The organism is Moritella sp. 5 (assembly GCF_018219455.1).
In the GTDB taxonomy this organism is placed as follows: domain Bacteria; phylum Pseudomonadota; class Gammaproteobacteria; order Enterobacterales; family Moritellaceae; genus Moritella.
In genome coordinates this window covers 4,194,059-4,208,685 of the sequence record NZ_CP056122.1, presented here as the reverse complement: position 1 = coordinate 4,208,685, position 14,627 = coordinate 4,194,059, and the positions used below count along the sequence as shown (strand labels likewise).

Genomic DNA, 14,627 nt, shown 5'->3' with positions numbered 1-14,627 from the left:
AATCAAAGTGATTAGAGTTTTAGCTCTACCCTCTTTATGGTTAAATTAGAGTTTTAATACTGACCCACATAGGATTAAGTCATGAATAAATTAGCAACTCTAGCGTCTGCAATGCTATTAAGTTTCTCTGTAAATGCTGCACAGGAAGTGTCAGGTGTTTCAGTTCCAGATAATGTATCTCTTGAAGGCGCATCACTTAATTATCAAGGTGCGGGGGTTCGTAGTAAATTCTTTATTGATCTGTACGTTGGTTCGCTATTTACACAAAAAGTGAATAAAGATGTAGTAAAAAGCCAAGATGTAAGTGCAATTCGTCTGAATATTATTTCTGGGTTGATTACGTCAGAGAAAATGGTATCGGCGATTAATGACGGTTTTGATGGTGCAACTGCAGGTAATACAGCGCCAATTTCAGCTGAAATTGCAGAGTTCATTGGTGTATTTAGCGAAGAGATTGCTAAAGGTGATCAATTTACTTTAGTGAGTTCGCCAGGCAAAGGCTTAGTAACGTATAAAAATAATGAAAAGTTATCGACGATTAATAACGACGTTTTTCGTCAAGCTGTGTTGTCTATCTGGTTAGGTGATAAACCTGCTGATGATGATCTGAAAGACGATATGCTTGGTTTATAATTCATGTTTTAACAAGTGTTTAAACATGCAAATTAAGCGTAATAAAAATGGCTTACGGTTAAGAGTTAAATCTTAGCGTAAGCCATTTTTTATGCGTGTATTCTTTTTAAGTTATACATAGCGTAAGGAGCTGTTTCACTAGGTATTTACTTTTGTTACATCAATATAAAGGCGCAATGCTTGCCCTGGTTGGATATACTTCTGATTAGCCAGTCCATTCCACCTTACAAGGTCTTTAACTCTGACATTAAACTTATTGGCAATACGTGCAAGCGAATCGCCTGGACGGACTTTATAGGTGATATTACGCATAACACCTTTGCCATTAGTGCTCCCTTGTTTTTTACCTTGCCAAACCACGAGCTTTTGATTGACCTTCAGTGTATCTCTAGGCGCGATATTATTCCATTTGGCCAAACTTTTGTAGTTAACTTTATAGGCCCGTGAAATATCCCATAAGTTATCACCTGATTGTACTTTATGTACAACTTTAAAACGGCCTGCTGGTTTTTCTTGGCGGCGCGTGATACGTGATGATTCGCTAAATTTATAATAATCGAGTTCTTTCGCGGCCATTGGGATAAGTAACGCTTGTCCGATCTTGATTGTACTGCTGTCTAGATTATTAACCGAGGCAATGATCTTGCTTGAGGTATTATAGTTTTGTGCAACCTCGCTTAGGCTATCGCCTGGCTTCACTTTATAGCGAACCCAGTTTAGACGACCTTTTGCGTCAGTTCTTGCTAATGCAGTTTTAAATTTTTCTACATTATCATTCGGAATTAATAACGTATGTGGTCCATTTGGTGCCGTTGCCCATTGGTTGAAACCTGGATTAAGACGTTGTAACTGAGTGACTTCCATGCCCGCTAAGTCAGCAGCAAGTGCTAAATCGATTTGACTGTCAACGTCAACTTGCTGAATTGCAGGCTCATTATCGATCACTGGCAGCGTGACATGGTATTTTTCTGGGTTTTGTAAAATATCAGCAAGTGCTAATAATTTAGGGACGTATGCCTCTGTTTCTTTTGGCAGAGACAGGGACCAGAAATCAGTCGGTAGACCGGCTTTTTGGTTACGCTTAATAGAACGTCCAACACGACCTTCACCGGAATTGTAAGAGGCTAGGGCAGCCAACCAGTCACCTTTAAATCGGCGGTTTAGGTATTCCATATAGGTTAATGCGGCGCTGGTTGATGCCAGTACATCACGACGGCCATCGTACCACCAGTTTTGTTCGAGGCCGAAACGTTTCGCTGTACCTGGAACGAATTGCCACATACCCGATGCACTGCCGTGTGAGTAGGCAAAGGGGTCAAATGCACTTTCAACGACAGGTAATAGCGCTAGTTCTAGCGGTAAGTTACGACGCTCGAGTTCTTCAACAATAAGATATAGAAACGGTTCTGCACGCTGTGATACTGTTTTTAAGTGCTGTGGATGCTTCAAGTACCAATTACGGTGCTTTGCAATACGCGCATTATCGGGAATCGGAATGCTCATTTGCTCAGAAATACGCACCCAAACATTATCAATTGGCTTGACAGTAACGTCTTCGGCAATAATAAGTTTCGCAATTTTTTCTTCTTCTGCTGCAATACTATCTAAACCGCTCTCTTTATTACTGGCTTCTTGAGATTGGGCAACGACAGGCGTTATAGTTGTTTGCTCATCGTTACTACGATCTTCAGGCATCATTTGACACCCGGTCAGTAATATCAATACCGGAATGGATAATTTAAATTTCATATTCGTCTTATATTCGTCTTATATTAGTGAACAACCCGATATGCTAATCGCCAAGGGAAAACAAAGCAAGTGTATCATTTGGTGTATGTGTGCTTATTTTCTGGTTAAAAATGATCTTTCCACGCTCTTAATGCAGCGAATACAGCTTGCTCGCTGGTGAGTATATCAAGCAGTTTATGTTCCATCGCCATACTCACTGTTGCTTCGTTGGTGCGTAAGAAAACATTTATCTGCTTTTCACTTTTAAGGCTGTTGGGTACGGTTGGTAGTCCTTGCTGACGTAATTTTGCCGTATATTCGATGTGTTTTTTTAGTGCGAGATTTTGTGGTTCAACGGCATAGCAAAACATTAAATTAGCTTGGGTATATTCGTGTGCAGGGTATATATGAATGTTTTCATCTAATGCTTTAATACGTTGTAGTGATGAAAACAATTCTGTCGCGCTACCATCAAGAAGTCGACCGCAACCACCCGAGAATAGGGTATCTCCAGAAAATAACATGGCTTGGTTATAATAAACGACGTGTTCGCGTTTGTGTCCTGGTGTCGCCATAACGGTTAAAGCTAAACTATTATCTAATAAGCTTAACTGGCTATTTTCGGTGACTAAGGTGACCGGAGCCTCTACATCGATAGCAATAGATGAATAGATATTAATGGGTTGGGTTGATGCGGCCAGAATATCACTAATACCATCAATATGATCATAATGGTGATGAGTAATTAAAATGGCATCGAGAATTAAGTTCTGTTGATGGATAACCTGTAATACCGCTTCGGCTTGGCCTGGATCGACGATACAACAGTGATTATTTTCAGTATTTTTAATTAACCAAACATAATTGTCGTTAAATGTTGGTATAGAAATGACTTCAAGCATTGCATCGTTCTCTTTATAGGATTATCTTTAATTATATATAAAACAAAATTTTAGCGGATATTGCCGTGTTAATAAAACCTGCACATCATAAGCATGAGATAGCAATACCCCATTATTGGAACGATCTTCCAATGGGAGGGTGGCTTGCGAGTCAAATTCAGGCTCGGCTTGATGTTTGGTGCCCGAAAATATTTGGTTATCATTTACTAAAATTAGGTTCGTTAAGTGGTGAGCTTAATTGTTTTGGTAGCAGTATACAACACCAGGTAACGGCGACGTCAGAGCAAGGTGTGGGCGGGGTATTCATTGATCCTGCACATTTACCCTTTCAAGAAAATTGTATTGATGCTTGTATTTTAACCCAATCATTGGATTTCTCTGCCGATCCGCATCAAGTATTACGGGAGGTTGAGCGAGTCTTAACGGGTGATGGCTACCTGATCTTAAGTGGTTATAATCCGCTATCATTATGTGGTCTAGTTAAACTACTTGGCGTGAAGCGTAACCACCCTCCTTGGTCGGGCCGAATGTTTACCCCTGCACGTATTAAAGATTGGCTTGAATTACTCGGTTTTGAAATTATTCAAGATGAACGCTTTGGCTTTACGTCTTTTTTAGGTAAAAAACCATTAACCTGGTGGTCAGAGAGTATTGGTCAAATGCATTTCCCTTCATTCTTGTCGGTTTACTTTATTGTCGCGCGTAAACGTCGAACGCCGATATCTCCCGTTAAAAATTGGTGGCAAATGAGTCGAACTAATCGTCGTTTTATGCCGACAGGGGCGACACAAAAATTACCACATAAACTCTCTTAACCTTTCTTGACGATTTTACGACTGTATCAGGTGAATCGAACGCTAATTCATATTAGAATAGCGACAGTTTAATTTAGGTGGTGAGATTTATGTCGTTGGACAATGCAGAGTTAATACAGGGCGCAGGTCGCGTTATTGTTTTTGATACCGAAACAACCGGTATGAATACTGGCGCGGGTGGTGTACACATTGGTCACCGCGTGATTGAAATTGGTTGTATTGAGTTGTTCAATCGTCGTCCAACGGGGCGTACTTATCATGTTTATATCAAGCCTGACCGTTTGGTTGATCCTGAGGCGATCGCGGTACACGGCATTACCGATGAATTCTTACAAGACAAGCCCGCTTTTTCTACCATCGCAGACGAATTTATTGCCTTTATTGATGGAGCAGAACTGGTCGCTCACAACGCGTCGTTTGATATCAACTTTCTGGACCATGAATTTAGATTACTAAATAAAGGTCTACCTGAAACTAAAGAAATTTGTAAGATTACCGATACATTAGCTATAGCTAAGAAACTTTTTCCGGGTAAACGAAACAACTTAGATGTGTTGTGTACCCGTTATGGTATTGATAACTCGCACCGTACCCTGCATGGGGCATTACTGGACGCGGAGATTTTGGCAGAAGTCTATCTGTTTATGACAGGTGGCCAAACTAAGTTGAACTTATCGCAAGACGGTGCTAATTCACAAGGTGGGAATGGTATTCGTCGACTTGCTGCAACCCGAACGTTATTGAAAGTGGTGCAAGCAACAGATGATGAATTGAAAGCGCATGATGAACGACTTGGCATCGTTGGTGATGCATTGTGGCAAGTACACTAGGTAAGGACAAAAATGCGTAATATTTGGTTGTTATTGGCATTTATTGGTGCTGTTAGCATCAGTACTTTTACTTCAGCTAAAAGTGTTTATCAAACTAATGTTTATCAGACAAGTGATATCGCGTTATTGGATAACCGCTTTCGTGTTGATTATGGTATTAAGAAAATAACGTTTATTATTGCGCGTGAACGTTTTTCTAAAGCGGTTATTTTGGTTCGTCCCGACGGTAGTAAGGTTTATATTTGGGATAAGTCTGATCGTGTTCATTGGATTGAAGGTAAAGAACATGACATTATAACCATTGAAAATCCAATGCCGGGGCCTTGGCAAGCACTCGGTAAGATCCAAGGTGATAACCGTATTCAATTATTGTCAGATGTACAACTGCAAGTTACTCGTTTACCTATTCAGCTTTATAGTGGAGAACGTTTAAAAGTGAGTGGTGAACTACACCACTTGAAAAAGCGCCTTAATGCAACGTATTTACGTGATACTGAACTGATTATGACTGCCTATGGTTATAATCGAGCAGAAGACGAAAACTTTAATTTTACCTCTCAAGAACTGGCCAAGTTTAATGATAAAGGGGTGTTTTACGATGAAGTGCCTGAAGATGGTATTTTTACTACTTTTTTACAACTTGATTTAGCCACCGGTAAGTATAAGTTTGAAGTTGCGGTAAAAAATAATGCTTTTACCCGTAGTTTTAATCAAGATGTGGTTATTTTCCCTCGGCCAATAAAAACCCAAATGCTGCCTTTGCTCGTCGATAATGATCCACAATTAAAACTTACCTTTGATGTTGAAGAGTTACAGCCCGAAAGTATTGTGATAAAAGGCAGTTTAGCATCGGTTAATGGTGGGCCTCGTGACTCTTTTATTATTTATGGCGAAGCCAATATGAGTGAGCAGCTTTATACGTTTGAACGACCGACTCATATCGGTGGTTATAATATTGAATTGGTTTTGTTTGCAACAACGAAAGCGGGGCGAGAAATTACTATCAATATGCCATCGGAAGCATTTGTTATCCCTAAACCTATCATTATTGATAGTGCGTTAATTCCGATAGCAACAGCATCTCAGGCTAATGCTACCGATGAGATTGCTGATGGTTTAGAAGCATCAGAAAATGAATGGAATTTATTATTGTGGGTGGTAGGTAGTTTGCTAACCTTACTCATTTTAGCTGTCGCGATATTGTTTTGCATTAAATTTTGGCAAAAACGTAAATTTGAAAAGGTGATATCTAATAAAATGGATGCAGATATCAACACACCAGAACCGCTAAGTACAAATGATGGGACGAATATGATGACTGATTTGGACCTCAATTCACTCGATAAATAGTTTGATATGTAATCAATTAGATGATGTATCAGATTTACGGAAGATAAGGTTCGCATAACGCAGTATTTCATTGTTCTTTCGCGATTAACACTTGTTTAAAAATTGTAATGCAATTAAAGTCAATGTTAATAAGGTAGCCTTTATTTTGAAAGGTTATCTTATCCATGAACTGTTCAACTTAGATAGTCAAACTAAGATAGTAAACTTCTCAAATTAAGGTTAAAAATTATGGCAATTCAACGCACTTTTTCTATTGTTAAGCCTGATGCAGTAAGAAAAAATTTAATTGGTGCTATTTACTCTCGTATTGAAGCTTGTGGTTTAAGCGTTGTTGCGGCAAAAATGCTTCACCTTACCCGTGAGCAAGCGGAAGGTTTTTATGCAGAGCACAAAGGCAAAGTATTCTTCGAACCTTTAATGGACTTTATGACGTCTGGTCCTATCATGGTTCAAGTATTAGAAGGTGAAAGTGCGATCACTTTCTACCGTGAATTAATGGGTACTACGAACCCGGAAAATGCAGCTGCGGGCACGTTACGTTGTGACTATGCTGAGAGCATGCGTTTTAATGCGGTACATGGTTCAGATAGTGAAGAATCAGCTGCACGTGAAATTGCCTACTTCTTTACTGAAAATGAAGTATGTCCACGCTAATTAATTAGTGTCACGGGCTGTAAAGTCGTTGCGTAGTGATGCGTGATTAATTTGCTGCCCGGTTTTATGATTTCATCCACCTATTACAACCTCCTTTCATATTATATTATTTCCTTTTTATCGCGGATATTCAGTCTTAATTATTGTTATCTCAGCTTAATATTGGTTATTGAAAAGAACGACTAATAAATTATTTTGTTTAATTCGGCTAATGCGCTAGCGTCTAGGCGTTAAACTTTGTACAATCCCGCGCCCTGAAACCTCAATTTTAGCATCGTCTTTTTTATCCAACAATTCTTAAAATATTGTTTAAAATTGAGTCTTAAATTGTTTCAAACCGAATAAAATAAATGACAGAGGCTCACTTCATGAGTAATAAAAAAATTAATCTATTAGACTTAGATCGCAAAGCGATGCGCCAATATTTTGCTGACATTGGCGAAAAACCATTCCGTGCCGATCAAGTAATGAAATGGATCTATCATGAAGGCTGTGATGACATTAATGAAATGACCAACTTGAATAAAAAGTTACGTGAAAAATTATTACGTGAAACTGTTATTGAAGCGCCTGAAATTAGCCAAGAACAACGTAGTGCTGACGGTACAATTAAATGGGCATTAAAAGTTGATGGTCAAGAATATGAAACGGTTTATATTCCTGATGGCGATCGTGCAACACTTTGTGTATCGTCACAAGTTGGTTGCGCACTAGAATGTACATTCTGCTCGACGGCACAACAAGGCTTTAACCGTAACCTGCGAGTATCAGAAATCATTGGTCAAGTATGGCGTGCAACACAAGTTATCGGCTTTAATAACAAGAAACGTGCAATCACCAATGTCGTAATGATGGGGATGGGTGAACCATTGCTTAACATGACAAACTTGGTACCCGCATTAAACTTGATGCTAGACGATTACGGTTTTGGTTTATCAAAACGTCGTGTAACCGTATCTACGTCTGGAGTTGTACCTGCTTTAGATAAATTAGCAGATTCAATTGATGTTGCATTAGCTATTTCATTACATGCGCCAAATGATGTATTACGTGACGAGATTGTCCCTATTAATAAAAAGTACAATATTGAAACGTTACTAGCATCCGTTAAAAACTATATTGGCAAATCAAATGCCAATCGTAAAAAAGTAACGATTGAGTATGTATTACTTGATCACGTGAATGATTCAACAGATCAAGCTCATGAATTAGCGCACTTATTAAAAGATACGCCGTGTAAAATTAACTTGATCCCATTTAATCCGTTCCCAGGCAGTGACTATGGTAAACCAAGTAATAGCCGTATCGATCGTTTTAATAAAGTGCTGATGGAATACGAAAATACAGTAACAATTCGTAAAACCCGCGGTGACGATATTGATGCTGCTTGTGGACAATTGGCTGGTGATGTAATCGACAGAACGAAAAGAACATTAAAAAAACGGATGCAAGGTGACTCGATTTCAGTCAAGATGAGTGACTGATACTTTTGACTAGATGGATTTAGGCATGAAACGTTTCGTTGTAGTAGGATTGATGATAGTCGCACTGGCTGGATGTAGCACACAAAGTTACATTGAAACCAGTGCCGGTTTGAGTGATAATTCGGTTGATAAGACTGCAGCGGCCCGAAGCCGTCTAGCCTTAGCCTTAAAGTATATTGAAATTGAAAACTATCAACAGGCGAAAATTAATCTTGATAAAGCCGTTAATTATGAATCAGACAATGCGGATATTTATTTAGCTTATGCGTATTACTATCAGAAGGTAAAAGAGCATAAACAAGCCGAAGAAGCCTATTTATATGCCATCAACCTTGCACCAGACAATGGTAATATTCATAATAATTTTGGTGTTTTCCTATGTGGAATCGCGCGTTTTGATGAAGCAGAGAGCGAATTTTTAACCGCAATCTCGTCTCCTCATTATAATAAAGTTGCGAATAGTTATGAAAATGCGGGGCGATGTGCACTTGAAAATGGCGATAAACCGCAGGCATTAACCTACTTACAATCATCACTTGCACATGCACCGCAAAATTTAGAGGTACGGTTATCAGTTACTGAATTACACTATATGCTGGCTAGTTATGCGGTGGCCAAGCAAGAATTAACAAAATATGAGTCAGTAACGAAGGTAACCGCACGCAGTCTTTGGTTGGGTTTTAATATTGCAGAAAAACAGAATGATTTGGCTGCAGCTGAAGTATACAGTCGCCAATTATTAGCCCAATTTCCGTTAGCGACACAAACACAAAAATATATTACAAATGACTATTGATTTAGAAGCCTCAAAAAATGCAGATGTATCTGCTGAATTGCAAGATAATATCGACGTGATAACTGCTGGTCAGATATTACGAGATGCGCGTATTACATTAGGTGTTAGCGTGCAGCAAGTTAGTGATAATATTAACTTAAAATTATCTGTTATTAATAGCATTGAAAAAAATGCTATTAATAAAGATATTTCACAAACTTTTATACGTGGCTATATTCGTTGTTACGCCCGCTATTTAAATATTCCCGAAGATGATGTGCTTCGCGCTTATGATTGCCATAATGCAAAATGTGAACAACAAGCCGAGCTACAAAGCTTCTCTCGCCGAACGAAACTCGAAGCATCTGATAACCGCCTAATGCTCGTCAGTTACGGCATCATTGGTTTTATGCTTGTTATATTCTTAATTTGGGGATTAGGCAGTGATAAGGCTGATATAGTGGTATCTGATCCTGTAGAAATACAAGCCTTCGAATTAGTTGAATCACCTGAAGTCGTTGGTGCTGTAACCGTTATTGAGGACGAAGCGCCTTCACTTGTTGCACCTGCACAAGACGTGACTGAGCCAACTGTCGATTTGGTCGAAAAAGTAGCACTAGCTGTTGTCGCTGAGCAACCAGCTGCGACTACATCATCTATCACCAATATTCTTGATAATAAAGTGATTGCACCTCAGCCGTTACTTCTTACGTTTGTGGGTGATTGCTGGGTTCAAATTAAAGACAGTAACGGCAAAACGCTTTCGACAGGTGTGAGAAAAGCCGGTCAGACAATCCAATTACAAGGTTTAGCACCATTATCAATTAAACTAGGCGCACCAGAGCAAGTAACAATGAGTTATGCTGGTGAGCTAGTTGATTTATCAACCTTTAGACAAGGTCGACTTGCTAAATTTAAATTACCTTTTGAAGCTTAATTAACGAGTTATAAATATGCATCAGGAAAGTCCAATTATTCGCCGCCAATCGAAACAGATCATGGTTGGTAAAGTACCTGTTGGTGGCAATGCACCGATTGCAGTACAGTCAATGACAAATACCTTGACGACGGATGTGGCTGCAACCGTTGCTCAGATTAAAGCATTAGAAGCCGTTGGTGCTGATATTGTACGTGTTTCCGTGCCAACAATGGATGCGGCAGAAGCATTTAAACTGATTAAGCAGCAAGTAGACGTGCCGCTGGTTGCGGATATTCACTTTGATTACCGTATCGCCCTTAAAGTGGCAGAGTACGGCGTTGATTGCTTGCGTATTAACCCCGGTAATATCGGTAACGAAAGTCGTATCCGTTCTGTGGTTGATTGTGCCAAAGATATGAATATTCCAATTCGTATTGGTGTTAACGGTGGCTCATTAGAACGTGAAATTCAAGAGAAATACGGCGAACCAACACCAGCCGCATTAGTTGAATCGGCAATGCGCCACGTTGATATTCTACAGCGTTTGAACTTCGATCAATTTAAAGTCAGCGTTAAAGCATCGGATGTATTTCTGGCGGTCGAATCTTACCGTCAGTTAGCGAAATTGATCGAACAACCTCTGCATTTAGGTATTACTGAAGCGGGTGGTTTCAGAAGTGGTGCGGTTAAATCATCGGTTGGTCTTGGTATGTTACTGGCTGAGGGTATCGGTGATACGTTACGTATTTCCTTAGCGGCCGATCCAGTTGAAGAAATTCGCGTTGGCTTTGATATTCTAAAATCATTACGTATCCGTAGCCGTGGTATTAATTTTATTGCTTGTCCTACTTGTTCACGTCAAGAGTTTGATGTGATCAGTACCGTGAATGCATTAGAAGAGCGTTTAGAAGACATTATTATCCCAATGGACGTGTCTATCATCGGTTGTGTGGTCAATGGACCTGGCGAAGCGGAAGCTGTACAAATTGGTGTGACGGGCGGCAGTAATAAGAGCGGTTACTATCTTGATGGCAAACGTCAGAAAGAACGTTTTGATAATAACGACATGATTGATCAGTTAGAGGCTAAAATTCGAGCAAAAGCCGCGATGATGGACCCTGAAAATATCATCGTAACTGACGCTAAAGCGTAATTTTACCGTAAAGGTGTTGAAATGAGGATAAATATCCGACTAACACCTTTGAATATTTTACCTCGACGTAGAAACTCCTTATAATCTGGGGTTATATGTCTTTTTAATTTTCGAGAGTGACCGTGGCTAAACCTATCCAAGCAATTCGTGGCATGAATGATTGCTTACCAGAACAAACGCCGGTATGGCAAAAAGTAGAATCAGTATTACGTGATACTGTTGCAGCCTATGGCTACTCTGAAATTCGTATGCCAATCGTTGAATCTACGAATTTATTCAAGCGTGCGATCGGCGAAGTAACAGACGTTGTTGAAAAAGAAATGTACACGTTTGATGACCGTAACGGTGACAGCCTAACACTACGCCCTGAAGGCACAGCGTCAACAGTGCGTGCTGGTATTCAAAATGGTTTGTTGTATAACCAAGAGCGTCGTATGTGGTACATAGGTCCTATGTTCCGTCACGAGCGTCCTCAAAAAGGTCGTTACCGTCAATTCCACCAATTCGGTGTTGAAATTTTTGGTCTTAAAGGTGCGGATACTGATGCAGAAGTTATTTTATTAACGGCGCGTCTGTGGAAACTACTTGGTATTGAGCAACATGTGACATTACAGCTGAACTCGCTGGGTTCGTCTGAAGAACGTAGTGCACATAAAGACGCATTAATTAGCTTCTTAGAAGGTTTTAAAGACCAGCTTGATGAAGAAAGCCAACGTCGTATGTATACTAACCCATTACGAGTACTAGACAGCAAAAATCAAAATGTTCAAGCACTGCTTACAGATGCACCAAGTCTAGCTGATTACTACGGCGAAGAAACTAAAGCGCATTTCGATGGTCTATGTAAGATGTTAGATAGCGCAGGCGTTAACTATCAAGTTAATGACCGTTTGGTTCGTGGCCTTGATTATTATAACTACACTGTATTTGAGTGGGTAACAGAAAGCTTAGGCGCTCAAGGTACAGTTTGTGGTGGTGGTCGTTATGATGGCTTAGTTGAGCAATTGGGTGGCAAAGCAACGCCAGCAGTTGGTTTTGCACTGGGTATCGAACGTTTAGTATTATTATTAGAAACCTTAGAGTTAACAGCTGATATCGCAGGCGCCGTTGATGTTTATATTGCGGCATTAGGCGAAGGCGCTGATATCCATGGTATGTTATTAGCAGAACAGTTACGTGACCAAATGCCGAATGTGAAATGTATGATGCATAACGGCGGCGGTAACTTTAAGAAACAACTTAAACGAGCTGATCAAAATGGCGCTAAAGTAGCACTTATTCTGGGTGGCGACGAAATCGAAAATAAACAAGTAACAGTGAAAGATCTGACTGGTAAAACAGAGCAGAAAACTATCGCAGTCACTGAATTAGTAAACCAATTAACAACGCTACTAAACAAGTAATCAATACTGTTTAGTTGTGTTTTAAAATTAAGGGTGAGACGTGGAAGGTTACGCTACTGAAGAACAACAAGTTGAAGCGCTGAAATCATGGTGGAAATCTCATGGTAATGCGGTTATTTTTGGGACTGTACTTGGCCTAGCTGGCTTAGTTGGTTTTCGTTATTACAACGATAGCCAGTTAACAGCACAAGAAGAACTCTCGGCTGCTTATGATACTGTTGTGACTGAATTATCTGAAAATGGACTTGCAGCAAAGGCGACAACTCAGACGTTTATTGATGCGAACAGCGGTAATGCTTACGCAACATTAACAGCATTACAACTTGCCGCTGAAGCAGTGAAAAAACAAGATTTTACGGAAGCTGAAAAGCAACTTAGCTGGGTAGCGACAAACAGCAATCAAGCAAGTATCTTACCGATTGCTAATATTCGTCTAGCACGAGTTCAAGCGCAGCTACAAAACTTTGATGTTGCACTGGCGACATTGGATAAAGTGACACTTGATACATTTGCGAGTAAGAAAGCAGAAGTAAAAGGTGATATCTATGTACAGCAAGGCGATTTAGACGCGGCTCGTAGTGCTTATAAAGCAGCATTAGCGGGTGTCGGTGCGAATACTCAGTTGTTACAATTAAAACTTGATGACCTTGCTATTACAGACGTTGCAGATGATCTTGATGCTGCTATCGCAGGAGAGCTGAATGACCAATAAGCTGAGAACACTTACAACAGCTGCGGTTCTTTCGGTTTTTTTACAAGGTTGTTCTTTATTTAGTGATGATGAGGAAGTGTATTCACCACTGCCTGTCATTCAAGCTGAATTTACGCCTGAAATTGAATGGCGCAAGAGCATTGGCTCGGGTGTTGGTGAGTATTACTCTCAGACGCGAACCTTACTTGTAAATGGTCAGCTTTTTGCCGCAAGTCGTGACGGTTTAGTGAAAGCGTTGGACCCGATTTCAGGTGATGAAATTTGGACTCAAGACTTATCTGAACAAGCGGTATTTAACCGTTTTGATGACAGTGATAATGCGTTACTGTCGGGTGGTATAGCTGCTGGCTATGGCATGGTATTTGTTGGTAGTGAAAATGCAGTATTATTTGCGTTAAACGACAAAACCGGTGAAGTGATCTGGCAAGTTGAAACCGATGGTGAAGTGATCGCGAGTCCTGTGGTTGATGAAGGCCTTGTTATTATCCAAACGGGCAGTGGTAGCTTGGTTGGTTTTGACGTTCAGACGGGTGAACAACGCTGGATCCAAAGCTCAGAATTACCTGCTTTGACTTTACGTGGTAATAATTCGCCAATCACCACTAATGGAGCAGCGATTTATGGTCGCAGTGATGGTAAACTAGCAGCAGTATTCCTTGCTAATGGTCGATTGATCTGGGAAGTGAATGTTGCCAAGCCAAAAGGCGCGAATGACATTGACCGTCTCGTTGATGTAAATGGCCAAGCGGTAGCGCGTGGTACTGATGTTTATACATCTGCTTTTAATGGCGAGTTAATGGCCATTGAATTGCGTTCTGGTAAGGTGCTTTGGAAACGTGCTTACGCGTCGGTAAAAGATCTTGCTGTGGCGGGCTTCGAGCTGTTTTTAACTGATACGGAAGGTCGTATTCATGCAATTGACCGTCGTAATGGCCTTACTTTATGGTCACAGAATCGCTTAGCACTACGCGGTGTAACTGCGCCAGTTGTCTCGGGTAACAATATTGTTGTCGGTGATAAAGAAGGCTATTTGCACTGGTTAGATCGTAAAACCGGTAAGTTGGTTGCACAACAATTAATTGATAGTGATGGACTATTTTCTAAAGCATTGAACTCAGAAAAATACCTCTATGTTCAAAGCCGCAGTGGTAAATTGGTTGCTGTAAAGAAACCAATTTAAATCCCTAGATAGAATACCATCAAAATAATTTATTGCGCCGAGAGGCGCATTTTGTCCTTTTAAATAAGTGACTTTCATTTTACTAGAGC

The 14,627-nt window shown here is 40.2% G+C and carries 14 protein-coding genes; 12 read left to right on the top strand and 2 right to left on the bottom strand.

Annotated features, from left to right (window positions below):
- Positions 1–81: 81 nt before the first annotated feature.
- On the top strand, positions 82–633 hold the full coding sequence (locus HWV01_RS18745; protein ID WP_211672975.1) for a chalcone isomerase family protein: 552 nt from the start codon (positions 82–84) through the stop codon (positions 631–633).
- A gap of 138 nt (positions 634–771) precedes the next feature.
- On the opposite strand, the gene HWV01_RS18740 is transcribed toward HWV01_RS18745, so the two are convergent.
- Together HWV01_RS18740 and gloB are read right to left on the bottom strand one after the other, a co-directional pair.
- The gene (locus HWV01_RS18740) at positions 772–2,382 is read right to left on the bottom strand and encodes a LysM peptidoglycan-binding domain-containing protein (RefSeq protein WP_211672974.1); all 1,611 of its coding nucleotides are present in this window, start codon (positions 2,380–2,382) and stop codon (positions 772–774) included.
- Positions 2,383–2,486: 104 nt separating this feature from the next.
- Complete coding sequence (gene gloB / locus HWV01_RS18735; protein ID WP_211672973.1) at positions 2,487–3,263, bottom strand: hydroxyacylglutathione hydrolase; 777 nt, start codon at positions 3,261–3,263, stop codon at positions 2,487–2,489.
- Positions 3,264–3,328: 65 nt separating this feature from the next.
- On the opposite strand from gloB, the gene HWV01_RS18730 reads away from it, so the two are divergent.
- The 11 genes from HWV01_RS18730 (at position 3,329) to bamB (ending at position 14,538) form a co-directional block, all read left to right on the top strand.
- A complete protein-coding gene (locus tag HWV01_RS18730) occupies positions 3,329–4,078 on the top strand; it encodes a class I SAM-dependent methyltransferase (protein WP_249185376.1) in 750 nt (249 codons plus the stop codon).
- An 89-nt stretch (positions 4,079–4,167) separates the two neighbouring features.
- Complete coding sequence (gene dnaQ, locus HWV01_RS18725; RefSeq protein ID WP_211672972.1) at positions 4,168–4,908, top strand: DNA polymerase III subunit epsilon; 741 nt, start codon at positions 4,168–4,170, stop codon at positions 4,906–4,908.
- A 12-nt stretch (positions 4,909–4,920) separates the two neighbouring features.
- Positions 4,921–6,258 carry a TIGR03503 family protein gene (locus tag HWV01_RS18720; RefSeq protein ID WP_211672971.1) on the top strand — a complete coding sequence of 446 codons (1,338 nt, stop codon included), beginning with the start codon at positions 4,921–4,923 and terminating at the stop codon, positions 6,256–6,258.
- Positions 6,259–6,486: 228 nt separating this feature from the next.
- Positions 6,487–6,912, top strand: coding sequence for a nucleoside-diphosphate kinase (gene ndk, locus HWV01_RS18715; protein ID WP_211672970.1), 426 nt, complete (start codon positions 6,487–6,489; stop codon positions 6,910–6,912).
- A 368-nt stretch (positions 6,913–7,280) separates the two neighbouring features.
- Complete coding sequence (locus HWV01_RS18710) at positions 7,281–8,396, top strand: bifunctional tRNA (adenosine(37)-C2)-methyltransferase TrmG/ribosomal RNA large subunit methyltransferase RlmN (RefSeq protein ID WP_211672969.1); 1,116 nt, start codon at positions 7,281–7,283, stop codon at positions 8,394–8,396.
- A 25-nt stretch (positions 8,397–8,421) separates the two neighbouring features.
- Positions 8,422–9,192 carry a type IV pilus biogenesis/stability protein PilW gene (pilW, locus tag HWV01_RS18705; RefSeq protein WP_211672968.1) on the top strand — a complete coding sequence of 257 codons (771 nt, stop codon included), beginning with the start codon at positions 8,422–8,424 and terminating at the stop codon, positions 9,190–9,192.
- Positions 9,182–10,108, top strand: coding sequence for a RodZ domain-containing protein (locus HWV01_RS18700; protein ID WP_211672967.1), 927 nt, complete (start codon positions 9,182–9,184; stop codon positions 10,106–10,108). Before pilW ends, HWV01_RS18700 begins: the two co-directional genes overlap by 11 nt.
- A gap of 16 nt (positions 10,109–10,124) precedes the next feature.
- Positions 10,125–11,243, top strand: a complete 1,119-nt coding sequence (gene ispG / locus HWV01_RS18695) for a flavodoxin-dependent (E)-4-hydroxy-3-methylbut-2-enyl-diphosphate synthase (protein WP_211672966.1) — start codon at positions 10,125–10,127, stop codon at positions 11,241–11,243.
- 122 nt (positions 11,244–11,365) lie between these two features.
- The gene (hisS, locus tag HWV01_RS18690) at positions 11,366–12,646 is read left to right on the top strand and encodes a histidine--tRNA ligase (RefSeq protein WP_211672965.1); all 1,281 of its coding nucleotides are present in this window, start codon (positions 11,366–11,368) and stop codon (positions 12,644–12,646) included.
- Positions 12,647–12,686: 40 nt separating this feature from the next.
- Positions 12,687–13,358 (top strand): tetratricopeptide repeat protein, encoded by a 672-nt coding sequence (locus tag HWV01_RS18685; RefSeq protein ID WP_211672964.1) that lies wholly within the window; start codon positions 12,687–12,689, stop codon positions 13,356–13,358.
- A complete protein-coding gene (gene bamB / locus HWV01_RS18680; protein WP_211672963.1) occupies positions 13,348–14,538 on the top strand; it encodes an outer membrane protein assembly factor BamB in 1,191 nt (396 codons plus the stop codon). The genes HWV01_RS18685 and bamB overlap by 11 nt, the downstream gene beginning before the upstream one ends.
- Positions 14,539–14,627 lie beyond the last annotated feature (89 nt).